Annotated in this window: 19 protein-coding genes; 5 read left to right on the top strand and 14 right to left on the bottom strand. The window is 67.3% G+C overall.

Annotation, left to right across the window (positions count from 1 at the left end):
* Positions 1 to 99: 99 nt before the first annotated feature.
* Entirely contained in the window at positions 100 to 1,335 is a 1,236-nt protein-coding gene (locus ACLJOO_RS38540) for an SGNH/GDSL hydrolase family protein (protein WP_410792774.1), read from the top strand.
* Positions 1,336 to 1,421: 86 nt separating this feature from the next.
* Here ACLJOO_RS38540 and ACLJOO_RS38535 read toward each other — a convergent pair whose 3' ends face one another.
* The 14 genes from ACLJOO_RS38535 to ACLJOO_RS38470 all read right to left on the bottom strand — a co-directional run bounded on the left by ACLJOO_RS38535 (position 1,422) and on the right by ACLJOO_RS38470 (position 18,215).
* Complete coding sequence (locus tag ACLJOO_RS38535; protein ID WP_410792772.1) at positions 1,422 to 3,041, bottom strand: hypothetical protein; 1,620 nt, start codon at positions 3,039 to 3,041, stop codon at positions 1,422 to 1,424.
* A complete protein-coding gene (locus tag ACLJOO_RS38530) occupies positions 3,038 to 3,934 on the bottom strand; it encodes a carbohydrate ABC transporter permease (protein WP_410792771.1) in 897 nt (298 codons plus the stop codon). The genes ACLJOO_RS38535 and ACLJOO_RS38530 overlap by 4 nt, the downstream gene beginning before the upstream one ends.
* Positions 3,931 to 4,956, bottom strand: coding sequence for an ABC transporter permease (locus ACLJOO_RS38525; protein ID WP_410792769.1), 1,026 nt, complete (start codon positions 4,954 to 4,956; stop codon positions 3,931 to 3,933). Before ACLJOO_RS38525 ends, ACLJOO_RS38530 begins: the two co-directional genes overlap by 4 nt.
* Before the next feature lie 119 nt (positions 4,957 to 5,075).
* Positions 5,076 to 6,014 (bottom strand): MBL fold metallo-hydrolase, encoded by a 939-nt coding sequence (locus tag ACLJOO_RS38520; RefSeq protein WP_410792767.1) that lies wholly within the window; start codon positions 6,012 to 6,014, stop codon positions 5,076 to 5,078.
* Between the two features lie 3 nt (positions 6,015 to 6,017).
* On the bottom strand, positions 6,018 to 6,794 hold the full coding sequence (locus tag ACLJOO_RS38515) for an enoyl-CoA hydratase/isomerase family protein (RefSeq protein ID WP_410792765.1): 777 nt from the start codon (positions 6,792 to 6,794) through the stop codon (positions 6,018 to 6,020).
* On the bottom strand, positions 6,791 to 7,975 hold the full coding sequence (locus tag ACLJOO_RS38510) for a CaiB/BaiF CoA transferase family protein (RefSeq protein ID WP_410792763.1): 1,185 nt from the start codon (positions 7,973 to 7,975) through the stop codon (positions 6,791 to 6,793). Before ACLJOO_RS38510 ends, ACLJOO_RS38515 begins: the two co-directional genes overlap by 4 nt.
* Positions 7,972 to 8,718, bottom strand: a complete 747-nt coding sequence (locus tag ACLJOO_RS38505; protein ID WP_410792761.1) for an SDR family NAD(P)-dependent oxidoreductase — start codon at positions 8,716 to 8,718, stop codon at positions 7,972 to 7,974. Before ACLJOO_RS38505 ends, ACLJOO_RS38510 begins: the two co-directional genes overlap by 4 nt.
* A gap of 6 nt (positions 8,719 to 8,724) precedes the next feature.
* Positions 8,725 to 10,557, bottom strand: a complete 1,833-nt coding sequence (locus ACLJOO_RS38500) for a right-handed parallel beta-helix repeat-containing protein (protein ID WP_410792759.1) — start codon at positions 10,555 to 10,557, stop codon at positions 8,725 to 8,727.
* 5 nt (positions 10,558 to 10,562) lie between these two features.
* Positions 10,563 to 12,422 (bottom strand): right-handed parallel beta-helix repeat-containing protein, encoded by a 1,860-nt coding sequence (locus tag ACLJOO_RS38495; RefSeq protein WP_410792758.1) that lies wholly within the window; start codon positions 12,420 to 12,422, stop codon positions 10,563 to 10,565.
* Positions 12,423 to 12,450: 28 nt separating this feature from the next.
* Positions 12,451 to 13,245: a hypothetical protein gene (locus ACLJOO_RS38490; protein WP_410792757.1), complete on the bottom strand. Its 795-nt coding sequence runs from the start codon at positions 13,243 to 13,245 to the stop codon at positions 12,451 to 12,453.
* An 8-nt stretch (positions 13,246 to 13,253) separates the two neighbouring features.
* Positions 13,254 to 15,173, bottom strand: a complete 1,920-nt coding sequence (locus tag ACLJOO_RS38485) for a hypothetical protein (protein WP_410792756.1) — start codon at positions 15,171 to 15,173, stop codon at positions 13,254 to 13,256.
* Positions 15,170 to 16,048 carry a carbohydrate ABC transporter permease gene (locus ACLJOO_RS38480; RefSeq protein ID WP_410792755.1) on the bottom strand — a complete coding sequence of 293 codons (879 nt, stop codon included), beginning with the start codon at positions 16,046 to 16,048 and terminating at the stop codon, positions 15,170 to 15,172. Before ACLJOO_RS38480 ends, ACLJOO_RS38485 begins: the two co-directional genes overlap by 4 nt.
* Positions 16,045 to 16,887 (bottom strand): carbohydrate ABC transporter permease, encoded by an 843-nt coding sequence (locus ACLJOO_RS38475; RefSeq protein ID WP_410792754.1) that lies wholly within the window; start codon positions 16,885 to 16,887, stop codon positions 16,045 to 16,047. Before ACLJOO_RS38475 ends, ACLJOO_RS38480 begins: the two co-directional genes overlap by 4 nt.
* Before the next feature lie 23 nt (positions 16,888 to 16,910).
* Positions 16,911 to 18,215 carry an ABC transporter substrate-binding protein gene (locus ACLJOO_RS38470; RefSeq protein WP_410792753.1) on the bottom strand — a complete coding sequence of 435 codons (1,305 nt, stop codon included), beginning with the start codon at positions 18,213 to 18,215 and terminating at the stop codon, positions 16,911 to 16,913.
* Between the two features lie 177 nt (positions 18,216 to 18,392).
* Between ACLJOO_RS38470 and ACLJOO_RS38465 the strand changes: the two genes are divergently transcribed.
* The 4 genes from ACLJOO_RS38465 to ACLJOO_RS38450 are packed head-to-tail and all read left to right on the top strand — an operon-like array spanning position 18,393 to position 25,438.
* Positions 18,393 to 19,508, top strand: coding sequence for an FCD domain-containing protein (locus ACLJOO_RS38465; RefSeq protein ID WP_410792752.1), 1,116 nt, complete (start codon positions 18,393 to 18,395; stop codon positions 19,506 to 19,508).
* A complete protein-coding gene (locus ACLJOO_RS38460) occupies positions 19,501 to 20,292 on the top strand; it encodes an amidohydrolase family protein (protein WP_410792750.1) in 792 nt (263 codons plus the stop codon). The genes ACLJOO_RS38465 and ACLJOO_RS38460 overlap by 8 nt, the downstream gene beginning before the upstream one ends.
* Complete coding sequence (locus ACLJOO_RS38455) at positions 20,262 to 22,691, top strand: glycosyl hydrolase family 95 catalytic domain-containing protein (protein ID WP_410792748.1); 2,430 nt, start codon at positions 20,262 to 20,264, stop codon at positions 22,689 to 22,691. Before ACLJOO_RS38460 ends, ACLJOO_RS38455 begins: the two co-directional genes overlap by 31 nt.
* Positions 22,688 to 25,438, top strand: coding sequence for a glycosyl hydrolase family 95 catalytic domain-containing protein (locus ACLJOO_RS38450; protein ID WP_410792746.1), 2,751 nt, complete (start codon positions 22,688 to 22,690; stop codon positions 25,436 to 25,438). The genes ACLJOO_RS38455 and ACLJOO_RS38450 overlap by 4 nt, the downstream gene beginning before the upstream one ends.

The following is a 25,438-nucleotide window of genomic DNA, read 5'->3' as shown; positions in this document are numbered from 1 at the left end:
CGGCTGCCCGGGATATCTACCGTTCGGCTCGCGGTGCTGACCGTTCGGCGACGAAATCTGTGCAAACGATTGCACACATGTCTATTCGGGGGTGACTTGATGGCCATGAACCTTTCGTGGCGCCGGATGGGCGCGAGTTTGCTGGTGACGGCGGTGGGTGCGGCGGGTCTGGTGGCGGCCGCACCTGACGAGGCGGCGACGACCGGAGGAGGTGGCGGAGGTGCTCTGGTGACGACCTGGGGTGCGGCGGACGACATTGCCGGTGGGTCGTTGAGTGACATGACGGTGCGGAACGTGCTGCGGACGTCGGTGGGCGGGAAGGACCTGCGGATCCGGATCTCCAACGCGAACGGCGACCAGCCGCTGGTGTCGGACTCGGTGTACGTCGGGCGGCAGGACAGCGGCGCGTCCGTGGTGCCGGGGTCGAGCCGCCGGTTGACGTTCAGTGGCAGTACGACGGTGACGATCCCGCCGGGTGCGATGGCGATCAGCGACCCGCTGCCAGGTGTGGTGCCGGCGCTGACGAGCCTGACGGTCAGCCTGCATGTGGTCGGGACGACGGGCGTGATCACCGCGCACAACCGGGCGATGCAGCACAGCTACAAGTCGACGTCCGGCGATCACGCGGCCGACGAGTCGAGTACGGCGTACCAGACGGAGTCCTCGGCGTGGTACTTCCTGAACGCCGCGATCGTCGAGGTGCCGCGGCCGGTGGAGACCGTCGCGACACTGGGCGACTCGATCACCTCCTCGGTCGGTACGACGATCGACACGAACCGGCGCTGGCCGGACATCCTGGCGGCCCGGTACGCGAAGCTGCCGGAACCGCGACGGCTGGCGATCTCGAACGAGGGCATCTCGGGGAACCGCGTGCTCGGCGGGGTCGCCAAGGCGGGCAGTGCGGGGGCGAGCGCACTGGCCCGGCTGGACAAGGACGTGTTGACGAAGCCCGGCGTACGGACGGTGCTGGTGCTGGAGGGGATCAACGACATCTACGCCGGCGCGACGACGGAGCAGCTGCTCGCCGGGTACCGGCAGTTGATCGCCCGGGTCCACGCGTCCGGACGCTGCATCGTCGGCGGAACGTTGACGCCGATGGGTAGCTCGTTCGTGTACACGCCCGAGAAGGAGGCGATCCGGCAGGCGGTGAACACGTTCATCCGCACGAGCGGCGAGTTCGACGGCGTAGCCGACTTCGACGCGGCCACGCGCGACCCGGCGGACCCGTCCCGGCTTGCAGCGGCGTACGACGGCGGCGACGGCCTGCACCCGAACGACGCCGGCAACCAGGCGATGGGCGACGCCCCCAACCTCGACACCCTGCGCTGCACGTAACCGGGGACAACCGCCGGGGTCTGTGAACAGGCGATTGCTTGCTCACAGACCCCGGCGCGCGTGCCCGGTTCAGTCGTTGCCTCGGGCTACTTCCGGCCCTTGGCGGACAGTGCTTCTTCGTACTCGTGGCGGATCGCGTCGCCGGTCGACTTGCGCCAGTTGGCGACCGCCTTGTCCCAGTCCGACAGATCGGAGCGGCCGAGTTGGATCTCCTTGGTGAGCGAGTCGAAGTCCTTGTCGGCGACCTTGCCCTTCGTCGAGTCGGTCGACGAGTAGAGCCCGTACGTCGGCTGCAGGATCGCGGTCGGCAGGATCGTCTTGAGGTGGTTGTACGCGACATCGACCGCCTCGGGATGACCCGGGAAGTAGACCGGATATCCACCGTCGGCGAGGTACTGGATCGGGAACTCGCCCAGACAGACCTCACTGCTGCCGGCCTCGGTCAGGACCGGGTCGGTGCCCTTCAGCGTGTAGTGACGCCCAGCCAGGCCGAACTTCCGGAACAGGTACTCCTCGGTGCCGAACGGCGCGGCCATCCAGTTCAGCACCCGCAACAGCATCTTGGTCCGCTCCGGCGAGCTGGGCCTGATCGCCGAGATCGAGTTGTTCGGCGAACCCAGCAGGAATCGGCCGACCTTCCCGGCGCTGTCCCGGACAACCGGCAGCGAGATGGCGAAGTTCTTCGTCACGGCGCGCCGGTAGAAGCTCTGGATGGACGAGTAGGTGTCCTGGGTCATCACCGCGGAGCCCTGACTGAACCAGACCTTCTGGTTGTTCTTCGCCACCCCGTCGGGATGGATCAGCCCGTCGGCCTGCATCTTCGCGGTGATCGCGATCATCTCCTTGTGCTCCGGGAGCTCCCGGCTGTGCACGAGGCGGCCGTCGCGAACCTCCCAGAGGTTCGGCAACCCCAGCATCGCTTTCAGCGCCGCGTCGGGCGGGACCGCGAACGCCCACCGGTTCTTCTTCTGGTCCGTCACCGCCTTGGCCAGCGCGTTCAACTCGTCCACGCCGGGTGAGCCGAGTTCGACGCCGAACTGATCGAGGAGGTCCTGCCGGGCCAGCAGCAAGGTGGACGACATGACGCCGCGCTGGATCGGGACCGCCCGGATACCGCCGGAGAACACGCAGCCGCGCCAGGAGTCCGGTGACAGGTTGGCCAGGAACGGGTACTCCAGGATCGCGTCGCCGGACAGGTACTCGGTCAGGTCCTGGGCCCGGGCTTCGAGGAACTGGGGCAGATACGGGAACTTGCCGTCGACGTTGAACAGATCGCCCAGCGTGTCTCCGGCCACCGAGGTCGCGAACTTGTTGGTGAAATCGGTGCCGGTGGCCGAGGTGATCGTCAGCGACAGCGGCGAACCGATTCTCCGGTTCAGCTCCTGCCAGTACGGGTTGCGATCGGCGGTCGGCGGAATCGGGTTCGACGTCGGCACCGACCCGGACAGGTCGCTGCCGTCAGCCGGTACGCCGTCGGTGACCCGGGCCGGATGCTCCGGGAAGCGGTAGAAGCAGTCCGGCATCAGCGGGTGGCTGCGGGGCAGGTCCGGCTTCGGGCCGTCGAAGCGTTTGTACGTCGGGAGCGCGACCGGCTTGTTCAACGCCGCGATATCGGTCGACCTGGTCACGGTGGAGCAGCCGCTCAGGCCGACCGCCGCGGCAGCCAGCGATCCACCGAGGAGGGTCCTTCTGCTGATCCCGGTCATCCCTTCACCGCCCCGGTCAGCATGCCCTTGGCGAAGTGCCGTTGCAGGAACGGGTACACGATCAGGATCGGCACCAGCGACACCACCAGGATCGCCATCTGGATCGACTCCTGCGGCGGCAGCTGGTCGGCCGAGGCGCCGCCGAGATCACCACCGCTCAGCTCGGTGTTGTTGATGACGTACGTCCTTAAGACCAGCTGCAACGGCCATTTCGCGGTGTCGTTGATGTAGAGCATCGCGTTGAAGAACGCGTTCCAGTACCCGACCGCGTAGAACAGCCCGACGACCGCCAGCACCGCCTTCGACAGCGGCAGCACGATCGACCAGAAGATCCGGAAGTCGCCGGCGCCGTCGATCCGGGCCGAGTCCAGCACCGAGTCCGGGATGCCCATGAAGAACGAGCGCAGCACGATCACGTTGAACCCGCTGATCGCCGTCGGCAGGATCAGCGCCAGCAACGAGTCGAGCAGCCCGAACTCCTTCACCACCAGGTAGTTCGGGATCAGGCCCGGGCTGAACAACAGGCTGAACAGCACGATCAGCAGGATCGGCCGCTGCCCGAACGACCCCGGCCGGCTGAGCGCGTACGCGAGCATCGTGGAGCCGGCCAGACTGATCAGCGTGCCGAAGGTGGCGATCACGACGCTGACCAGCAGCGCCCGCTGTACGACGCCGCCGTTGAAGATCGCCTTGTACGCGTCCAGATTCAGCCCGTCGGGCCACAGCACGAACCCACCAGAGTTCGTGACATGCTGCTGGCTCGCGATGCTGGTCGAGATCACGCCGATGAACGGGATGATCACGACCGCGCAGCAGATGAGCAGTACGACGCCTTTCACCGCCCGGGTCGTGGTCCCCGGACCGTCGTCGATCCCTCTCTGAATGGTGCTCATTTCTTGTACACCCCCGCCTCACCGAAGATGTGGGCGATCTTGTTGGCGCCGATCACCAGGGCGACGCCGACCAGACCCTTCACCAAACCGACCGCGGCGGAAACACCCCATTGGCCGGCCAGTACGCCGTTGTTGTAGACGTACGTGTCGAGGACTTCGCTCGCCGGTCTCCCGACCAGGTTCTGCTGCAGGACGATCTGCTCGAACCCGACGGTCAGCGAGTCGCCGAGCCGCAGGATCAGCAGCAGGATGATCAGTCCGCGGATCCCGGGCACCGTGACGTGCCACAACTGCCGCCAGCGGGACGCGCCGTCGACGCGCGCGGCCTCGTACAGCCCCGGATCGATCTGCGTCAGCGCGGCCAGGAACAGGATCGTGCCCCACCCGGTGTCCTTCCAGATCACCTGGCTGGTGAGCAGCGCGATGAAGCCGTCCGGGTTACCGAGGAAGTCGATCGCGCTCATCCCGTGCGAGCGCAGGAAGTTGTTGATCAGTCCGCTGCCGCCGAGGACCTGCTGGAAGATCGCGATCACGATCACCCAGGACAGGAAGTGCGGCAGGTACAGCACCGACTGCACGACCCGCTTGATCCGCTCGGACAGCAGGCTGTTCAGCAGCAGCGCCAGCGCGATCGGCGCCGGGAACACGAAGATCACCTGGACCAGCGTGATCAGCAGCGTGTTCTTGAGTGCGTTCAGGAACTCCGCGTCGCCGTTGAAGATCACCGCGAAGTTCTCCAGCCCGACCCACGCGCTGCGGCCGAGCGGCACGAACGGCAGGTACTCCTGGAATGCGATCAGGTTCCCGAGCAGCGGCAGGTAGTGGAAGACCAGCAGCAGCGTCAGCCCGGGCAGGGCCATCAGCAGCAAGATCTTGTCCCGCCGGGCGCGCGCCCACCAGGACAACGGCTTGCTCGCCGCGTGCGCCGCGGATCTACTCTCCGTGACGGCGCCCGGCGGTCCGGAGCCTGTCGGTTTTCCGGCCGTGGTCTGTCGGCTGGGGATTCGTTCTGTTTGAGCCACGCGACACTCCCAGGTCGTAGCCCCCCACGATTGGAGAACGCTTTCCGTTCTCCTTTGTCCGACTGTGTCGCGTCTTGGGGTGTCACGCAGCTTTGTTCGGAGTGTCTGTCGGAAACCGGTCAGGCAGGGTGGTGCCAGCGGGTTTCGGCGCCGCCGCGACGGGCCAGGTGTTCGAGGTGCGCCCGGGCCATCCGGACGGTCTGCAGATTGATACCGCCGTACGCACCCAACTCGGTGCCGATGGCATCGGCCAGGTCACGGACAGTCAGCGAACCCTTGCTCCGTAGCAGCCCGGCAGTGAGCTCGTCGACGCCGGCGACCCATTCGAGGCTCTCCTCGATCAGCTTCCGGCCGGCGGTCGCGTCCATCGCGTCGCCGTGAGACGGCACGAGCGCGTCGAAGTCGAGTTCCAACAGTCGCGTCAGCCCGTTGGTATACCGCATGACGTCGGTGTAGAGCGGCGCCAACCAAAGTTCGCTGTCGAGAAAGGGACGTCCGCGGCCCTGCACGTCGTCGAAGGTGAACAGGGTCCGCGAGGTCTCGTCGAGTATGGCGATGTGCCCGGGACTGTGGCCGCTGGTCGTGATCACCTGCAACGGCCGCTCACCGGGAAGGCGATCCCCGTCGCGCAGCAGGACGTCGATCCGGACCCGCTCGTCCAGCATGTCCAGCAGTTCGGTCCGCTCGGTCTCCGACAGATCTAGCGCGTCGGGATCCGAGCCCCACAGTTCGGTCAGCAGCCGCTCGTTGTCCTCGAGCCACCCAGCCTCCAACGCGGGCGCCGCAAACCTTGCTCCGCTGTGCTTCCGCAGTACGGCGTTGCCGCCCATGTGATCGGGATGCGCGTGGCTGTTGACGACCAGGGTGAGATCGGACAGCCCGAGCCCCAGGCCGGCGAGCTCGGGCGCTGTCGACGATTCGGGTGTGGACGCGATGCCGGCGTCGAGCAGCACCAGCTCGGAGCCGGCGTCGATCACGTGCAGCCAGAGCGGCAATCCGCACACGTGCGGGTAGTCGGTCGCCAGCCGGTGGATTCCCGGTGCGATCTCAGCAGGCATGGTTCACCGTCCCTCGAAGATTCCGGTACGTCGTTCCGCGAAGGCCGCTCGTCCTTCGGCAGCGTCACGGGTGCCGAGGGCAACGGCCTGCAGTTCGCGCTCGTACTGAATGGCGGCCTCCAGCCCCATGGACCAGGCCGCGCGCAGGTTCGCCTTCGCCGCGGCGGCCGCGACCGGTGGGCGTGCGGCGATCCGATGCGCCAACTCGGTTGCGGTCGGCAACAGGTCCTCTGGGTCCACGATCTCACTGATCAGCCCGATGCGGAGCGCCTCGACCGCGTCGATGGGGTCGCCGGTGAGCAGCATCATCGCCGCATCGCTCGCCGGCACCGATGCCGCGAGGAGTGCCGTCACTCCCCCGCCGCCGATCCACCCGAGCTTGATCTCCGCTGCCGCGAAGCTCGCGATCGCCGAGGCCAGCCGGATGTCGCACGACAGCGCCAGTTCCAGTCCGCCGCCGTACGCGTATCCGTTGACCGCCGCGATCACCGGCGTCCGCAACGAGCGCAGCGCGTCGCAGTAGTCCCGCCGGTTCCGGAAGTGCCACGGGCCGTCGTACCGGTCGAGCTCGCCGATGTCGCTGCCGACCGAGAAAGCCCGCTCGCCCGCTCCGGTCACCACGACCGCGCGGATCGACGGGTCGTCGTCGATGCGTGGGATGAGCTCGAGCAGCGCGGCGCTCATCGACCGGGTCGCCGCGTTGAGCTTCGCGGGACGGTCCAGCGTGAGCACGCCGACGTACCCGTCCTGCTCGAAGCGGACCTGCCCGTCCGCCGTCACTGGGATACCGCGCCTTGCTCCAGCAACGCCTGTCGTTTCGCCGGTGACACACCGAGCTCTGCCAGGAGCTCATCGGTGTGCTCACCGACCAGCGGAGCAGGGCGATGTACGTCGGGAGGCGTGCGGCTGAAGCGGTACGGGAACCCGGGTGTCGTCACAGTGCCCTCGGTCGGGTGCTCGTACGTCACGAACGACTCGTTGTGCAGCACCTGCGGGTCCGTGCGCACGTCGTCGTACGAGAGCACCGGACCGCACCACACGCCCCGCTCACGCAGCTTGAGCATCCAGTGCTCGGTCGACTCACGTCGGAGCGCCGTAGACACCGCAGCGGCGATCTCGTCGCGCCGTGCGAACCCGTCCCGCTCTGCGTCGAGTCCAGCCAGCTGTGGCGCGTCCAGTACCTCCGCCAGCACAGGCAGGTTCGCAAATGCCAGTGAGATGTACCCGTCCGCGGTGGTGAAGATTCCGTACGGCGCACGGATGTAGCTGTGCGCGTGCACCTCCTCGGACCGCGTCTGCGGTACGCCGCCAACGGTGTGCACCGACAGCTCCTGCATCTGTAGCGCGATCACCGCGTCCAGCATGTTCACCTGGACGAGCTGTCCCTCACCAGTCCGCTCCCGATGCAGCAGAGCGGCCAGCACACCCTCGAACGCGCTGTACGCCGTGACCGCGTCGGCCAGGAAGTACGGCGCAGCGACGGGCGGTTCGTCCGGTCGGCCGGCGCTGAACAGCGCACCGCTCATCGCCTGCACCAGGAGGTCCTGTCCTGGCCACTCGGCGTACGGACCGCTCTCGCCGTACCCAGAAATCGACACGTAGACCAGCGAGGGCTTCAGTGCGCGCAGGGTGTCGTAGTCGAGGCCGAGGCGTGCAGCCACTCCGGGCCGGTAGTTCTGCAGGAACACGTCCGCTGTGCGCACCAGCTCATACAGGAGCTCGCGGCCGGCGTCGGACTTGAGGTCGACGGCCAGACTGCGCTTGTTGCGGTTCAGCGACAGGAAGGACGCGTTGACCTTGTTGCCGGTCGCGCCGCCGGCGGCCGTGTGCCGTTGCCATTCGCCGGTGACCGGTTCGACCTTGACCACGTCCGCGCCGAGGTCGCCGAGCCGCATCGCCGCCAGCGGTCCGGCCATCGCCACCGACACGTCGAGTACTCGGTATCCGCCCAGGATGTTCATTGCGCCGTCCAGCCCGCGTCGACCGGCAGGATCGCGCCGGTGATGAACGACGCGTCGTCGCTGGCGAGGAACGCGATCGCTGCCGCCACTTCGGCCGGCTGCCCGATCCGGCCGAGCGCGTGATGCCGGTCGACCATCGCCTGCATCGCGCCCGGATCGTCCGCGCCGCTGACCTTGCCGTTGCGGATCAGCGGTGTGTCGATGAGGCCGGGCGCCACGCAGTTCGCGCGGACGCCGGCCGGGCCGTGGTCGAGGGCCATCGCGCGGGTCAGGTTCTCCACACCGGCCTTCGCCGCGCAGTACGCCGACCTGTTCCGCTCCCCCACCGTCCCGATCGCCGACGAGATCGTCACGATTGCCCCGCCACCCTGCGCGACGAACCGCGGCAGGACAGCCCGGCACGAGTTGTAGACACCGGTCAGATCGACATCCAGAATCGTCCGCCACTCGTCGGGGCTCGTCTTCGGCACCGTGTCGCACACGTCCACGCCCGCTGCACTCACCAACACATCCACGACGCCTACCTCATCAACCACCGCAAGCGTCCGTTCCAGGTCAGTGACGTCCAACTCGAACGCGTATCCACCGATCTCCGCGGCAAGCTCCTCTGCGGCTGCTCGGTTGCGGTCGCAGATGATGACCGTGCCGCCCTCGGCGGCGATCCGGCGGGCGGTGGCCGCGCCGATCCCGGAGGCTCCTCCGGTGATCAGCGCGACCTTGCCAGCAAACCTTTCGGTGTCCATGAACTCTCAGGGCTTCTCGTAGGGAAAGGACGGCAGTACGCCGATCCGGTCGTACTGCATCTTGGAGTCGTCGAACCCGGCTTCCCAGCTCACGTTCGCGAACGTGTCACACGGCCCGGCCGACGGCCCGTGGTACGGGTCGCTCTCGGTGTTCGTGACCTGGATGTCCGAGAACGCGAACCCGCAGCCGCCGAAGTCCATGTGCACGCCGTACGGCTTCGCGTCCGGCATCGACGGATCGGCGTTCGCGTCGTCGATGATCAGCTGCGACACGGAGGCGTCCGGCGTGTACGGCGGCTCGTTGCGGACGCCGTACGCGTAGAACGGACCGGTGTCGCCGCTGTCCTGTGCCAGATGCGACAGCCGGACGAACTTGACCGTGTTGCCGCCGGTGTAGTTGTCCGCGTTCGGGATCTCCGGCCGCGACTCGATGCTGATGCCGTACCGGGCGCCATGCTCGACCACCGTATGGCTCACGAGATTGCCGCCGCTGTTCATGATCTCGACGCCGGCCGAGTCACCGGGCACCAGCTCGCCGAGGTGATGGATGTAGTTGTTGGTGAACGTGTTGTCATGGGCAACATCACCCTCGCCAGGCCAGCCGCCCTCGATCTTGATGCCGTCGTTGCCGAGATGCTCGAGCAGACTGTCCGACACCGTGGTCTTCTCGTTCGCGAACAGCAACTCGATCGCGGTGAACCCGGTCTGCTGGATGTGCAGCCCGGTCAGCTTCACCCCGCGCGTGTTGGTGAGCGTGATCGCACCCCACCGGTTCCGGGGCAGCTCGATCTGGGTGTCGTACTTCGGGTACTTGTGCTTGACGCCCGAGTCACCCGTCCCGTTCCAGCCGTACCGGTACCAGTCCATGAAGTCGGTGTGCTGGATCGTCAGGCCGTCGAGTGTCAGGTTCTCCACCCGCCGGTTCGGGGACGCGCCCTCGATCGAAAACACCTGCGTCTGTGTCGGCCGGTAGACGGTGACGCCGTCCATGGTACCGCCGGCCGGCTTGTAGTAGAGCGTCTTCGCCGGGTAGTCCAGGTAGTACTCGCCCGCCTGGTCGAGCAGGCTGAGCGAGTTCTGCACGTAGTACCGCGAGCCGCCGCCGGAGTTGATGAAGCCGTACCGCGCCGGGTACACCAGCGTGGTCCGCTTCTTCGTGAAGTTGATGTCGAGCATCGGGATCGTGTCGGTGAACCACGACCACGAACCACCCGACCACACCGTCACCTGCGCGGGCCACGACGTACCGAGCCGAAGATCCCAGGACGGGTCGATGTCACCGGTGTTGAACCCGAGCTGGTCGCGCACCGCTTCCTTGGTCGGGTCGAACAGGATCGACCGCAGGTACGGCGCCCACTTGTCGTCGGACTCCCGGTTCGGGTAGCGGGCCGTCGTAGCGCGCTTGCCGTCGGCGTACAGGCTGTAGAACGGCTGGCTGATGTCGACCGGCGCCTTGAAGATGCCGTCCTTGTACGGCGTCCAGCCGGTCACCTCCCGCCCCGCTTCGAAGACGGCCTTGCCCGGCCCGTCCGCGCTCCGGTACGTGACGCCGGAGTCGCGGTCATCGAAGGTGATCGTCTTGTCGACCTGGTATGTCCCGGCCTTCAAGTTCACCACCGTGTTGCAGCCAGCGTGCGCCCTGATCCGTAAGGCGTCCCGTGCATGCTCGACGGTCTTCCAGGGCTTCCGCTGCGTCCCCGCGGCAGAGTCGTTGCCGTCGGGCGACACCCAGAACCCGTCACACGCGGCGGCGTCCTGCTGCGGCCCGGCGCCCAGGGCCGAGCCGGCGCCGATGACCGCCAGCGCTACACCGATGACCGCTCCGCCAAGCAGCTTCATCCGGTTCACCGGCCCGTCACGTCGTACGGGAAGCTGGCCAGTACGCCGATCTTGTCGTACTCCATCTTCGACGCGTCGAAGCCCTCGACCCAGTCGGCGTTCGTCACCTGGTTGCACTGGTACGACTGGTACTTCTGGTCCGTCACGTGGCCGACCTGCACGTTGCTGAACGCGAACCCACACCCGCCGGCGTCCATGTGCACGCCACGGGTTCCGCCGGCGTCCGGCATCGACGGGTCCGGGATGACGTCACCGATCACCAGCTGGTCGACGGTGTTCTGCACCGGGTGCGGCTCCTGGTTGTCGACGCCGTACGTGTAGAACGCGCCCATGTCGCCGCTGTCCAGGCCCATCTCCTCGAGCTTGATGTACTTGAACGTGTTGCCGCTGGCGTACTGGTCGCCGTCCTTCACCTCCGGCCGCGACTCCAGGCTGATGCCGTAGCGGGCACTGTGCTTCACCTCGACGTTCTGGATCGTGTTGTTGCCGGTGTCCATCAGCTCGACGCCTGCCGAGTCGCCCGGGACCAGCTCGCCGATGTGGTCGATGAACACGTTGGAGATCGTGTGGTGGTTGCTCAGGTCGCCTTCACCCGGCCAGCCGCCCTCGACCTTGATGCCGTCGGCACCGATGTTCTCCAGCAGGCTGTCGGTGATCCTGGTGTGGTCGTTGGCGAACAGCAGGTAGATGCCGGTGAACCCGGAGTCGGACAGGTGCAGCCGGCTCAGGTCGATGTTGCTCGTGTTGGTCAGCGTGATCGCGCCGAACCGGTTCCGCGGCATCTCGATCTGCCGGTCGTACTCCGGGTACTTGTGCTCGACACCCGCGTCGCCGCCGGCCACCCAGCCGTTGCGGTACCAGCTGACGAAGTCGGAGTACTGCACACCGATGCCGTCGAACGTGACGTCGTGCAGCCGGTCCTGCGGTGACTTGCCGGCCAGGTTCAGCACGGTCTTCACGGTCGGCCGCAGTACCTTGACGCCGTCCATGCTGCCGGCGCGTGGCTTGTAGTAGACCTCACCGGCCTTGTTGTCGACGTAGTACTCACCCGGCTGGTCCAGGAAGCTCAGCGAGTTCTGGAAGTAGTAGCGGGAGCCGCCGCGGCTGTTGACCATCGCGTACCGGGTCCAGTACTTCAGCGTGGTCTGCGTCTTCTTGAAGTTGGTGTCCAGCAGCGGAATGGTGTCGGTGAACCACGACCAGGAGCCACCGGACCAGATCGTCACCGACGCCTGGCTCATGTCCCAGCTGGGGTCCCAGTCACCAGGCTTGCCCCACAGCCAGTTGTGGACGTCCATCTTGTCCTCTTCGTAGAGGATCGACGTCATGTACGGCGACCACGTGTCGTCACTGCCCCGGTTCGGGTAGCGGGCGTTCGTGGCTCGCTTGCCGTCCTCGAACAGCGTGTAGAACGGTTTGGACGCGTCGAACTTGGCCTTGTAGATGCCGTTCTCGGTCGGCGTCCAGCCGGTGACCTCCTCGGCGCCCTGGAGCTGCGCTTTGCCGGGGCCGTCGACGCTGCGGTACACGACCCGGTGGCCGTTCTTGCCGGAGTCCTGCTCGTTCAGGTCGATCGTGGACGCGACCGGGTAGTTACCGGCCTTGAGGTTGACGGTGATGTCGCAGTTCATCCGGTCGTTGAGGTGCTTGTTCCGGATCTCGTCACGGGCCCGGGTCACGCTCTTCCACGGGCTGTTCTCGGTGCCCTTCGCGGAGTCGTTGCCATCGGGGGCGACCCAGAAGTTGCTGCAGTCGACCGCACCGGCAGTTTGGGCGTTGAATTGGAGGGCCGCGACGGTCACCAGGGCAGCCGCGACCACCCCGGCGCCGACGCTGAGCGCCGTACGCCTGGTTCTTCTGGACATTTTGGGCGGGGTCCTCTCCTCGGAGGGATCAGTCGCCGGCGTTGCCGTTCTGGCTGCGCCAGCGCTCGTACTCGAGACGGGTCTTCTCGGTCAGGGGGTAGTAGTCACGCAACGGGGCGCCTTCGTCGATGCGGCGCCGGCTGAACTTCTCCCACTCGTCGTGCTCGGCGGCCGCCTGGATGACGGACTCCGCACGCCGACGGGGTACGACGACGGCACCGTCGTCGTCGGCGAGCACCAGGTCCCCCGGCAGCGTCAGTACGCCGCCGACCGCCACCGGGACGTTGTACGCCCACGGGAACAGCTCGGACTGGGACGCGTAGTGCGGGGTGGCTCCGGTGGACCAGATCGGGACGTCGAGCTGCGACACCCGCGGTACGTCGCGGATCCGGCCGTCGACGACGATGCCGGCCCCGCCGCGGAGCTTGAAGTAGCGGACCAGCATGTCGCCGAAGCAGCCCGTGGTGTGGCTGCCGTACGCCTGGACCACCAGGACGTCGCCGGGCTGGATCTCGTCGAGCACGGCCCACAGCGCCGTACTGCGCTCGATGTACTCCTGGGTCTGCCCGTCGGCGATGTCCTCACGCTGTGGCATGAACTGCAGGGTCAGCGCCCGGCCGACCACCTTCTTGCCGGGGAACATGCTGGTCGGACCGTCGACGAAGGTCCGGCGGATGCCCTGGTTGTGCAACCGGGCGCAGGCGGTGGCCGACCCGATCTCGGACAGCCGCGCCACCAGGCCGGGGTCCGGTGCCGGCGGGGTGTCGCCGCGCACCGGCAGGTCCCAGACCGGCGTCACCGGAGCTTGTTCCGTGCTGCTCATATGTCTCCTCAGTCAAGCGCCAGATGGGCGGCGCGATAGATGTTTCTGGTCAGCCGCAGATCCAGCCGGATGGTCCGGCCAGGCGGCATCGTCACTTCGAGTCTGTTGCCGCCGACAACGACAGTGCGGCTGCCGGCGGTCGGCGGGGTCGAGGTGTACGCCGGGGACGGGCCGGGGTACTCACCCGTCGCGGTCGACACGGTCGCCTCGTCGATCCGGTCCGTGCCGAAGCTCCCGGCCTGTACGACGACTCGGCGGGTCTGCGTCGCGGACAGGTTCACCAGCTGCAGCCCGGTGCGGTCCGGCTCGACCGTGTCGACCAGTGCGGCGACGTCAGGTGGCAGACCGGGACGGCCGCGGTCCGCGTCGAGGTACAGCAAGCGCAGTGGCAGCAGACCGCCGTTGTAGAGCAGCTGCGGCGTACCTGTGGTCAGCTGCAGCAGTGCCTCGGTGGCGACCGGGTTGTGCCGCTGCCAGTGGTGGATGTTCATCTCGGCCGGGTCGACGGTGTCCACGGCCATCAGGTCCATCCGGCGCTGCACCTGCGACAGTGCGACACCCAGCATCGCCTCCGGGTAGCCGGGGTTGTCTCCGGCGAGGTAGGCGAGCCAAGGCGCTTCGTGACCGGCGTCCTCCTTGTTGCGGAAGTCGCGGACCGTCCGCCAGTCGTAGCCGCTGCGCTCACGCAGCTTGCTCAGCCGGTCGCGGTCGGGGGTTTCAAAGGCTGCCTGCCACAACCACATCGGCAGTCCCAGCTGCGGCGGCTGGTAGTCGAACCACCCGTCGTCGCTGTGCCGGTTCGGGATCAGCAACGTCGGGTTGGCGCAGTCGTCGCCCAGCTCTGCCTGCCACCGGTCCCGGATGCTCATGTCGGTCTCGTCGACGGCACCGCTGACGCCACGTTCGTACAGGTGGTCCAGCAACTGCCGTGCGAAGTCCAGCCGCTTCGAGTCACCCGTGAGTACGACGCCGTTCAACGCTGCGACGCAGGCGGCCGAGCCGACACTGTAGACACCGTGCGGCCAGTTCCAGCCGTACTTGCCGCCGTACCAGCGGCCGTCGTGGAGCTCGCCGACGATGCCGTTCGGGCCGACGTTGTCGGGCAGCAGACCGCCGTTCGCCTTGGCCCGCTCCTCCCACGCGTCCAGGTACTCCAGGGTCCACGCGGCGAACCGGTCACTGTGGTCGTACAGCCAGGCGTTCGCGGTCAGCGTCGTCGCGGCCAGGTTGACTGCGGTGTCACCAGCACCGAGTCGGCGGATCATCTCCGCACCCATCAGGTCCGCGTTCACCGGGTCCTTCAGATCGTCCCAACCGCTGATCCCGGGTACGCCGGACAGCGGCAACCCGAAGATCCGCATCCGCTCCTGGTTCGCGCCGAACGTCCGCCACTCGTCGTTGATGCCCCACCGCGGACCGCCGGCGCCGTTGTGCGGTGCGCGGATGGTGCGGGTCGCCGGGTCGTAGTTGGCGGCCGGCGAACCGGGGAGATACAGCTCGGCGAACCGGTACGCGCGTTCCCGGAACACCTCGTCCGTCGGGTCGGCCGCGCACAGCGAGTAGAAGAAGATCATCGACTCGCCGATGTGGAACCAGTCGTACCCACGCTCGAACTCGTCGACCAGGAATCCCAGGTCGGTCAGCTGCCGGGTGACGCCCTCCCAGTGCCACTTCGACACGTCGATCAGGTCGTCCGCGCCACCGAGCTGGTAGAGCACCGGCCAGTTCACGAAGGCCTCGTAGAAGTCGTCCGCACCGTCGCGGCTCTGCACCGGACCGGCGTACCGCAGACTGCCGTCGGGGAGGCAGTAGCGTTCGCGGAACAGCCACCAGCCCTCGTCCATCACGTCGAACAGGCGCCGCTGCATGATCGCCCAGGCCGGCGGCGCGCCGACCGGGGTCTCGGCAAGAACGGTTGTTGTCGTCATCCCTTGGTCGCTCCCGCGGTCAGGCCGCTGATCACGTGCCGCTGGAGCAGCACGAAGACCACCAGCAACGGAGCCACTGCGAGCAGCAGCGTCGGGAACACCACCGTGTAGTCGGTGGAGTACTGGCTCACCGCGGCGTACACGCCGGTCGTCACGGTGTAGAGACCGCTGCCCGGGCCGAGGATGATCTGCGGGTTCACGAAGTCGTTCCACACCGAGAAGGTGTTCAGGATGACCATCGTCACCACGGCCGGTTTCATCAGCGGGAACACGATCGACCAGAACACCCGGTGCTGACCGGCCCCGTCGACCGCGGCCGCCTCGTCAAGGCTGGCCGGGATCGTCATGATGTAGCCGGCGTACAGGAAGATCGAGAACGGCAGCGTGAGCGTGGTCTCGAAGAGGACGAACCCGGGGATCGTGCCCATCAGCCCGAGGAACTTCAGCGTGTAGACGACCGGGATCACCAGCACCTGGCTGGGGATGAACGTCCCGGCCACGAACAGCAGCAGGAGCATCCGGTACCGGCGTTCGCCGCGCCGCGCGATCACGTACGACACCGGGCCGGCCAGCGCCACGGACAGCACGTTCACCGACACCACGAACAGGATCGTGACGGCGTACCCCTTGAGGATGTTGAAGTCGGGGTTCGTCGCGGCCTTCCGCAGGTACTCCGTGGTCAGCTGGTCGGGCGACAGCGAGAACGGGTGCGCCAGGATGTCCTGCTGCGACTTGAACGCGCTGACGATCAGCAGGTACATCGGCACCAGCATCAGCACGCTGGTCACGACCAGGAACGCGATCCGTCCCCAGCCCGTTGCTTTGAAGGGTTTGAACTGCACGCTGGCCACCCGTGGCATCCGGAGCGCGCTCATGCCTGCACCCCTCGGTCAGCACGCGCTCGTAGCCGGGCGACAGTCAGGGCGAGACCTGCGGTGATGACCATCAGTACGACGCTCTGCGCCGAGCCGAACCCGAGCGCGTTGTTGTGGAACGAGTCCCACAGGATCAGGTACGCCGCGGTCTGGGTGGACCCGGCCGGGCCACCACCTGTCAGCGACACCACGAGGTCGTACGTCTTCAGTAGCGTCACGAGCGACAGCACGAGGTTCACCGTCACCACAGGTGCCAGTGCGGGCAGCGTGACGTTGCAGAACGTCTGCCGCTTCGAGGCACCGTCGATGCGCGCCGCCTCCAGCAGGTCCTTCGACACCGTCTGCAGCCCGGCCAGGTAGAGCACTACGTTCACACCGAACCCGGCCCACACCAGTACGGCGATCAGACTCGCGAGAGCCCACTTCGGGTCGGAGAGGAACGGCAGTACCTCGGCGCCCTTCGACGTGAGCCAGCCGTTGACGACACCCGACGTACCCAGCACGGCGCTCCACAGGAAGCCGACGACCAGTGCGCTCAGCACGTGCGGGTAGAACAGCACGATGCGGAAGAACGCGTTCAGCCGGGACGCACCGTTCACCAGCAGGGCGAGCCCGAGTCCGAACACGCTGAGCAGGACAGTGCCGACAGCCGCGATCAGCAGCGTCACCCAGCCCGCCCGGATCGCCTCGGCGCTGTGCGTCAGGCTGACGTAGTTCTTCAGGCCGACGAACGCCGGGTTCGCGCTGTAGCCGTCCCAGTCGGTCAGGCTGAGGTAGAGCGACAGACCGACCGGGACGACCAGCATGACGACGAACAGCACCAGGGCGGGTCCGACCATACTGAGAGTCGTCAGACGGGCTCTCACGACTTCGAGCCCATCCAGCTGTCGATGCGGGTAGCGACGTCCTTCGCATTCTTCCCCGTGTAGAGGCTCTGGACCGCCTTGTTCCATTCGCCGTTGAAGCCCTGCGGCAGCGTGTTGGCGCCGTACCCCTCACCCTGGGCGACCTGCTTCGGCGCCTGGTCGAGGATGTCCTGCACCTGCTTGCCGAGCGGCGACAGCTTGTCGGTGTAGCCCTTGCGGAAGTTGCCGTCCTGCGCGAGCTGGCTCTGGACGGCGGTCTTGTCCGTGACCAGCCACTGCACCAGCTTCACCGAGAGGTCACGCTGCTTGGTCGACTTCAGCACCATGTACGGCGCGGCCATCGTGACACCCTGCGGACCGGGTGACGGCTGCCCTTTCTCGGTCGGGGCCGCGAACACGCCGAGGTCGAACTTCGGCTTCGCGTCGTCGGCGGTGCGGACGAACCAGCTGCCCATGATGTACATGCCGGCCTTGCCGGACAGGAAGTTGGTCTGCGCACCGACGTCCTTCAGACCGAGTGCGTTCTTGTCGACGTACCCGCTCTTGATCCAGGACTCGTAGCGCTCCAACAGCGGCAGCAGCGTCTCGCCGGCCTTGGCCTGCTTGGAGCTGATCTGCTGGTACCAGTCCGGGTACTTGGTGGCGATCGACGGGTCGCTGAGCTGCAGCAACTGCAGACCGGTCACGTAGTCGCCGGCGGTCTGCAGCGGCAGGTACCCGGCCGCCTTGAGCTTGCCCATGGCCGCGGTCAGCTCGTCCAGGTCCTTCGGCGGGGCGCTGATGCCGGCCTTGGCGAAGGCGTCCTTGTTGTAGAACACCAGCGACTGGGCCTGCTGGCCGACACCGACCGTGTACACCTTGCCGTCCAGCGAGGCCTGCTCCACCAGCGGGGTGTCCTTCGTCCACGCCTGGTCGGTCAGGTCGAGCATCTGCGGCGCCAGCACCTTGTCGGCCATCAGCGTCTCGACGACATCCGGCGCGTTGCCGGCCGCGAGCAGCTGCGGCAGCGTGTCCTTCACACCCGAACCGGTCGGTGCCTCGATCTTCACGTCGACGCCCGGGTTGGCGTCCTCGAAGGGCTTGACCAGGCCCTCCCAGTAGCTCTTGGTCAGGTTGGGAGTGATGTTGACCAGCATCCGCACTTCGCCGGTGCTGTCACCAGCAGCACCCTTGTCGTCGCTGAAGCCGCCGCCGCAGCCCGCCGCGCCCACCAGGATCACGACGGATGTCAGCAGGCCCAGCGTGCGCCCTGGAGTGCGTCCTGGTGTGTGTCCTGGTTTGCGCCGTTGCGAACGAGCCATTTCCGGGTCCTCCTCGGATCGTCCCGGCGTCGGGGGCGGCCGGGCGTCGTTATCGAGTGACGATGCAGAGCGGGACGCTCAAGTGTCAACGTTTAAACGGCAAAGTGGACGTTATGAGTCAGAAGTCCGTGCCATATAGGGTTGGCAGAACGTTGTGAACGGGGTCACCATGCAGCCATGCCCGATGCCGGAAGACCGAAGTCGCCGCTGACCCTGTCGGTGGCCGAGCGGACCGCGCTCAGCCAGCTCGCGGCTGCCCAGCGGACCAGCGCCGCGATGCGGCTGCGGGCCCGGATCGTGCTGGCCAGCGCCGAGGGACGCTCGAACAAGGCGGTCGCGGACCTGCTCGAGGTCACCCCGGGCACGGTCGGCAAGTGGCGCCGCCGGTTCCTCCGGATGGGGATGGCCGGCCTCGACGACGGGATGCGCAGCGGACGGCCGCGGATGGTCGACCGGGTGCAATTAGGTGCCGTTGCGACAACATCGATGGCCGATTCCGGACAGCGCCCTTCGACCCGCGAGCTGGCCGCGGCGTACGGCGTCTCGCAGTCGACGGTCTCGCGGCGGCGCCGGGAGGAGGTCCAGCACTACCGCTCCGGTGCTGGAATCGCCGTGGCGACCAGTCGTCCGGCTCCGCCGTTGTCCGGTGACACAGAGTTGCTGTCGGACCGGGTGTACGAGGCGATCCGCGGCTGGATACTGTCCGGCGAGCTGGCGCCCGGGATGCGCGTGGTCGAGTCCGAGATCGCCCGGGTGCTCGGCACCAGCCAGACCCCGGCCCGGGAGGCGGTACGGCGGTTGGCGCACGAAGGTCTCGTCACGTACCGGCCGCGGCTGGGGAACTTCGTCACCGAGATCTCGCAGGTCGAGGCCCGGGAGGCGCGGGAGGTCCGCGTACTGCTCGAGTCCGCGGCCGCGCGCCGGGCGACCGGTCACGCACCGCCGGAGGAGCTGGACCTGCTCCGGATCGAGGTGCAGCGGATGATCGAGGCAGCCGGCCACCACGACATCGGTGCATTCCGTGAGGCTGACCTGCGCTTCCACCGGCAGGTGCTGGCAACCAGCGGCAACTCCATGCTGCTCCGCGTATGGCGGACGCTCGAGCCGGCGCTGTGGAGCCTGCAGGTCGTCTCGAACGCCATGTACGCCGGCGACTGGGGCCTGATGGCCCGCCGCCACCTGGACCTGATCGAGGTCCTCGCCGGCACCGACCCCGAAGACTCAGCCCGCCTCTTCGCCGCCCACGCCCGAGGAGAAAGCTCCATCACCAGACCAGCCGGCCACCATGATTGACGCCCACGTCCACGTCTGGGACCTGACCCGCCGCCGCCTCCCCTGGCTGGCTCCCGACGACCCACTCCGCCGCGATTTCACTCTCTCTGGTGTAGCTGACGGCCAACTGATGCTTGTTCAGGCTGATGCTGATCCGGCTGAGGTGGGTGATCTGCTGGCTCTGGCTCGGCGGAACCCGGGTGTGGTTGGTGTGGTCGGCTGGTTCGACCTGCTCGACTTTCCGGACCGCCTGCCGGACGACCCGCGGCTGGTTGGTGTGCGCAGTCCACCGGTCGACCAGACCGACCCTGACCTGCTGACAGCTCCCGCGCATGTGCGCGGCGTGCGGGCCGCCGCCGACGCCGGCCTCGCTATCGACCTCCTGCTCCGCCCCTCCGCCCTGATCGGCGCCGCTCGACTAGCTTCCGCCGTACCGGATGCCCGTCTCGTTCTCGACCACCTCGGCAACCCAACAGCTGCGACAACCGAGTGGTGTGCCGGGATGCAGGCCCTCGCCGAGTGCCCGAACGTGACCGTCAAGCTCTCCGGCACCGCCCACCTCGCGACCGACGACCTCCGCGCACTGGTCGACGTCGCCCTCGAACTCTTCGGCAGTGAACGGTTGCTGTTCGGCTCGGACTGGCCCGTGTGCACGCTGGCCGCCACCCGCGCCGAGGTGATCCGCCGTACCACCGCACTGCTGCCACTCGCCACGCACAACGACGTGTTCCGTGGCACCGCCCAGCGCATCTACCGCCCCAGGGAGACCGCCCAATGTCCGAATACACCCGCCGGCAGGTCCTGAAGACCGCCGGCGCCGCAGCCGGCACCGCAGTCGTCGCCGGCTCGCTCACCACTCCCCTGACCGCCAGTGCCGCAGCCGTTCCGGGCAGCGACACCAACCCGCTCAAGCTCTGGTATACCCAGCCCGCCACCGAGTGGCTCCAGGCACTTGCCATCGGCAACGGCCGCCTCGGCGCCATGGTGTACGGCGGAACCGCGACCGAGCAGCTGCAGCTGAACGAGGACTCGATCTGGGCCGGTGGTCCGCACCAGTACGACGACCCGGTCGGCAAGGACGTCCTTCCGGAGATCCGCCGGCTGATCGCCGAGGAGAAGTACCTCGACGCGCAGAACCTCGCCGACGCGCACTTCATGGGACTCCCGCACGAGCAGATGCAGTACCAGCCGGTCGGCTACCTTTCGCTGGACTTTCCGGGCATCGACGCGACCGCGGTCACGGCGTACCGGCGGGAGCTCGACCTGACCACGGCGATCACGTCGGTCAGCTACGAGCACGCAGGGGTGCGCTACACCCGGGAGGTGTTCGTCAGCCATCCCGCACAGGTGCTGGTGATGCGGCTGACGGCCAGCCAGCGCGGGGCGCTCACGTTCGACGCGACGTACAGCACGGAGCAGGCTGCGGCACCTGCGGCGTACGACAAGCAGACGCTGGCACTCAACGGCATCAGCGGCGACGCCGAAGGGTTGACCGGTTCGGTCAAGTTCTGCGCACTGCTACGGGCGTTTGCTGTAGGTGGATCCACTACGGTTGCTGACGGCAAGCTCTCGGTCGCAGGTGCCGACGAGGTGACGCTGCTGTTCTCGGTCGGCACCAGCTACCGCAACTACCTCGACGTCGGCGCGGACCAGATCGCTCGCGCCGTAGCACCACTGGCCGCGGTCGGGCGCCCGGCGTACGGCGCGCTGCGGCACCAGCACGTGGAGGACTACCAGCGGCTCTTCGGCCGCCTCGATCTGGACCTCGGTACGTCGGACTCGATCGCGCTGCCGACCGACCAGCGGGTCACGGCGTTCCGCAACGGCGGCGACCCGCAGCTGGCGGCGCTGTACTACCAGTTCGGCCGGTACCTGCTGATCTCCAGCTCCCGCACGCCGGGCCAGCCCGCGAACCTGCAGGGCATCTGGAGCTACAAGATGCTGCCTGAGTGGCAGTCCAAGTTCACGCTCAACATCAACGCCGAGATGAACTACTGGCCGGCCGGTCCGGCCAACCTTGCGGAGTGCTGGGACCCGCTGTTCCAGATGATCGGCGAGCTGTCCGAGTCCGGCGCCCGTACTGCGGCCGCCATGTACGACGCCCCTGGCTGGGTAGCGCACCACAACACGGACGGGTGGCGCGGGACCGCACCGGTCGACTTCGCGTACTACGGGGTCTGGCCGACCGGCGGTGCGTGGCTGTCGCTGCTGTTCTGGGAGCGGTACGAGTACACCGGCGACCTGGAGATGCTGCGGAAGTACTACCCGGTCCTGCGCGGCTCGGTGGAGTTCTTCCTCGACCAGTTGCAGACCGACGCCAAGACGGGCTGGCTGGTGACCAGCCCGTCGCACTCCCCCGAGGTCAAGCACCACGACTACGACAACGTCGGCGTGAGCATGTGCGCGGGCCCGACGATGGACACCGAGATCCTGCACGACCTGTTCAAGGTGTTCGGACAGGCCGCTGCGGTGCTGGGTGTCGATGGTGGGATGGCCGCGGCTGCCGCGGACGCGCGGTCGAAGCTGGCGCCGATCCAGATCGGGTACCTCGGCCAGATCCAGGAGTGGCTGATCGACTGGGAGGAGGCCGCCCTGGAGTCGAGTCGACATGTCTCACACCTATGGGCCGTGTTCCCGAGCGACCAGGTGACACCACGCAGTACGCCGGAACTCGCCGACGCGGCCCGCAAGTCGCTGGAGCTGCGCGGGCCGGCCGTGACCGCCGGCTGGTCGCTGGCGTGGAAGCTCAACCTCCGCGCCCGGCTGCTCGAGCCGGACAACGCGTACAAGCACCTGACGCAGCTGCTCGCACCTGGCCGGACCGCGCCGAACATGTTCGACCTGCACCCGCCGTTCCAGATCGACGGGAACTTCGGCGGCGTCTCCGGGATCACCGAGATGATCATGCAGAGCCACTCCGGTGAGGTGGCACTGCTCCCGTGCCTGCCGACGGCGTTCCCGACCGGGAGCGTGCGGGGCATGCGTGCCCGCGGCGGCTTCGACCTGGAGTTCTCGTGGTCCGACGGGAAGTTGACCAAGGCAAAGATCCGCTCCCTGCTCGGCAACCGGCTACGGCTGCGGACCGGCGCTGTCATGGACGTGAAGTCGTCCGCTGGCCCGGTGGCGTTCGCTCGCCCTGAGGATGGCGTTGTGGAGTTCCGCACCAGCCGCGGTGTCGACTACTTCGTCGAGGTGCGCCCGTGACTGGTTTTCGACTGACGCTGCCGTTGCTGGCTGCGCTGCTCACTGTCGGCGCCACCTCTGTGCCAGCTGCTAGTAGTACGCCTTCCGAGCAGGAGACGACCGCCTGGCGTGACGGTGCGCTGCAGGGCGACACAGCAGGACTGGTGTCGCGGTCCGATCTCGTCCAAGAGGGTCCTGCCTGGCGCTACTACCAGGCGATGCCGCTGGGGAACGGTGTGCTCGGTGCTTCGGTCTGGGCCGAGAAGGGCTACAGCGCACAGCTCAACCGCGTGGACACGTTCCCGGACCTCAAGTCCGCCGGGCGCCTCGTCGTACCCGGTCTGGACGCTCTGATGCGTTCTGACGACTACAGCGGGCGGCTGGCGCTGTACGACGGTCAGGTCGTGCAGAGCGGTGGCGGTATGACTGCGCGCTCCTATGTGCGTGCTGACTCCGACCAGTTCGTTCTGGAGGTGACCGGTGCGGATCCTTCGCTGGTGCAGACCGCTGATCTGAAGTTGTGGGCCGGTCGTACGCCGGCGGTCAGTGCTGCGAATGGGATTGCTGCGCTCGCGGAGACGTTCCACGACGAGGCGTCCGGCAGCATCACCGGTGCGGTTGCTGCGCTGACTGCACAGGCGCAGGGCGTCACCGCGTCGGTGGTGGACCCACTGACGGTGCGGCTGACGTTCCGGCCACGTGCGGACGGCAGTTTCCGGCTCGTGGTCGGCGTACCGTCGTACCGCGGTGGAGAGCTACGGGCAGCCGCGCGACGTGCCGTGGTCGAGTCGCCCAGTCACCACCTTGCCTGGTGGCACGCGTTCTGGGCGAAGGCGGCCCCGATGCGGATCACGTCTGCGGACGGGTCGGGTGAGTACGTCGAGAACCTGCGGACGCTGCAGCTGTACACGATGGCCGCGTCGATGCGTGGCGACGTACCGAGCACGCATGGTGCGGTGGTGCGGATGTTCTCGTCCTCGGGAGACCAGGCGGACTGGGCGCAGGACTCGTACTGGCACTTCAACCTGCGGATGCTGGTGTCCGCCAACCTCGGCGCGGGGATCGGTGAGCTCAACTCGCCGTACTTCAAGTTCTATCTGGACCGCGCCGAGCTCATGCGCGAGTGGACACGAACACACTGGATCGGCGGCGAGGGCCTCTGCCTGCCCGAGTTCATGCGGTACGACGGCACTGGCGACGGCTGCGACAACATGCAGGAGCCCAGCTGGACAAGGCGGATCCTGACCAGTGGGCCGGAGCTGGTGAACAACATCTGGCAGCAGTACCGGTACACCGGCGACAAGGCACTGCTGAACCGGAGCTATCCGCTGATGCGGGACGTGGCGCGGTTCTACCTGTCGGCCATGACCACTGGTGCGGACGGCTACCTGCACCTGGAGCACGTGAACGCTCTGGAGGTGCAGTGGGACACCAGCGACCCGGTGCCTGACATGGCTGCGATGCGGGTGATCTTCCCGATCGTCGCCGATCTGGCTGTATCGCATGGGGACACCGAGTTGGCGGGTCGGTTGAAGGATGCGGTCGGCAAGCTCCCGCCGTTCCGGACCGTGCAGCGCGGTGGTGAGGAGGTGCTGGCGTGGTCCGGTACCGACGAGGAGTCGCACAACACGCAGAACCCGGAGATGGAGGCGCTCTGGCCGTGGGGCGTGTTCGACGAGACGTCGGCGTTGATGCAGGCGACGTACCGGCAACGCGTGTACCCGCAGGACAAGGACTGGGGCATGGACAGCACCTGGGCCGCGCGGCTCGGGCTGTCGGACGAGGTGAAACGCCTGCTGCTGAAGGGGATCGCTGACTTCCAGATCTACCCGAACGGCTTCACAGTGCACCGCACCGGCCAGGAAGCAGTCCGGAACCACAGCTTCTACAACGAGTGGGGCGGCGTACTCACCACCGGTCTGCAGGAGGCACTGGTCCAGTCGTACGACGGGGTCGTGCACGTCGCGCCCGCGTGGCCGCGTGACTGGGACGTCGCAGGGTCGGTGCAGATCGAGGGCGGGCACCGGATCAGCACCGAGGTCCACGACGGCGTACCGAACGCGGTCGGCATCCAGTCCGGCAGCCGCGACACGTTGAAGCTGCGCAACCCTTGGCCGGGTCAGCAGGTCCGCGTGGTCGACTCGCATGGACGGGTTGTCGTCGGTGTGACCTCTCTCGACCCCATCACCTTGCAGACGGCTCCTGGTGCGTCGTACACGCTCGAGCGCGTCGCCGTACCGCTCTCGTCCTTCGCCTTCGCCCCACTGACCGGTCAGCCGGCGTCTGAGGTCAAGACGGTCGGCAACCGGGTGCTGGGCGTCCAGCAGAGCGAACCGCCGCTGCAGAGCGACCTGGTGTCGGTGCAGTCGCCGGAGAAGCTGACCAACCTCGTCAAGGCTCAAGTCGGTGCACCGGTCTACGTTGATCGCAGCTACACGGTCACTGAGCTGCCTGGGGCGTTGAGCGGGCAGGCCTTGGTACAGGGCTCCAACGACGACTCGAAGGCGACCACTCCACCTGACTACCTGACGCTGAGGTTGACCCGGCCGGCGACCGTGTACGTCGCCTTCGATCCTCGCGGCGAGAACGTGTGGTGGCCGTCGTGGCTGTCCTCGTTCACTCGCACTGGTGAGACAGTGGGGACCACCGACCAGCGCCTGATCCTCTTCAAACGCGACGTACCCGCCGGGGAGGTTCTTTTGGGCCCGAACTCCGGTGTTTCCGGCAAGGGAAACTCGACCTACATCACGTTCGTGGTACCACGCTGA

Source organism: Kribbella sp. C-35, assembly GCF_046549195.1.
Taxonomy (GTDB): domain Bacteria; phylum Actinomycetota; class Actinomycetes; order Propionibacteriales; family Kribbellaceae; genus Kribbella.
Note: the sequence above shows the minus strand (reverse complement) of the source record. Positions and strands in the feature narration are given on the sequence as shown.

What these genes read in the sequence shown, in the direction of transcription:
- ACLJOO_RS38540 (WP_410792774.1), top strand. Translation starts at nt 100, where the DNA reads ATGGCCATGAACCTTTCGTGGCGCCGGATGGGCGCGAGTTTGCTGGTG.
- ACLJOO_RS38535 (WP_410792772.1), bottom strand. Translation starts at nt 3,041, where the DNA reads ATGACCGGGATCAGCAGAAGGACCCTCCTCGGTGGATCGCTGGCTGCC.
- ACLJOO_RS38530 (WP_410792771.1), bottom strand. Translation starts at nt 3,934, where the DNA reads ATGAGCACCATTCAGAGAGGGATCGACGACGGTCCGGGGACCACGACC.
- ACLJOO_RS38520 (WP_410792767.1), bottom strand. Translation starts at nt 6,014, where the DNA reads ATGCCTGCTGAGATCGCACCGGGAATCCACCGGCTGGCGACCGACTAC.
- ACLJOO_RS38510 (WP_410792763.1), bottom strand. Translation starts at nt 7,975, where the DNA reads ATGAACATCCTGGGCGGATACCGAGTACTCGACGTGTCGGTGGCGATG.
- ACLJOO_RS38505 (WP_410792761.1), bottom strand. Translation starts at nt 8,718, where the DNA reads ATGGACACCGAAAGGTTTGCTGGCAAGGTCGCGCTGATCACCGGAGGA.
- ACLJOO_RS38500 (WP_410792759.1), bottom strand. Translation starts at nt 10,557, where the DNA reads ATGAAGCTGCTTGGCGGAGCGGTCATCGGTGTAGCGCTGGCGGTCATC.
- ACLJOO_RS38495 (WP_410792758.1), bottom strand. Translation starts at nt 12,422, where the DNA reads ATGTCCAGAAGAACCAGGCGTACGGCGCTCAGCGTCGGCGCCGGGGTG.
- ACLJOO_RS38490 (WP_410792757.1), bottom strand. Translation starts at nt 13,245, where the DNA reads ATGAGCAGCACGGAACAAGCTCCGGTGACGCCGGTCTGGGACCTGCCG.
- ACLJOO_RS38485 (WP_410792756.1), bottom strand. Translation starts at nt 15,173, where the DNA reads ATGACGACAACAACCGTTCTTGCCGAGACCCCGGTCGGCGCGCCGCCG.
- ACLJOO_RS38480 (WP_410792755.1), bottom strand. Translation starts at nt 16,048, where the DNA reads ATGAGCGCGCTCCGGATGCCACGGGTGGCCAGCGTGCAGTTCAAACCC.
- ACLJOO_RS38475 (WP_410792754.1), bottom strand. Translation starts at nt 16,887, where the DNA reads ATGGTCGGACCCGCCCTGGTGCTGTTCGTCGTCATGCTGGTCGTCCCG.
- ACLJOO_RS38470 (WP_410792753.1), bottom strand. Translation starts at nt 18,215, where the DNA reads ATGGCTCGTTCGCAACGGCGCAAACCAGGACACACACCAGGACGCACT.
- ACLJOO_RS38465 (WP_410792752.1), top strand. Translation starts at nt 18,393, where the DNA reads ATGCCCGATGCCGGAAGACCGAAGTCGCCGCTGACCCTGTCGGTGGCC.
- ACLJOO_RS38460 (WP_410792750.1), top strand. Translation starts at nt 19,501, where the DNA reads ATGATTGACGCCCACGTCCACGTCTGGGACCTGACCCGCCGCCGCCTC.
- ACLJOO_RS38455 (WP_410792748.1), top strand. Translation starts at nt 20,262, where the DNA reads ATGTCCGAATACACCCGCCGGCAGGTCCTGAAGACCGCCGGCGCCGCA.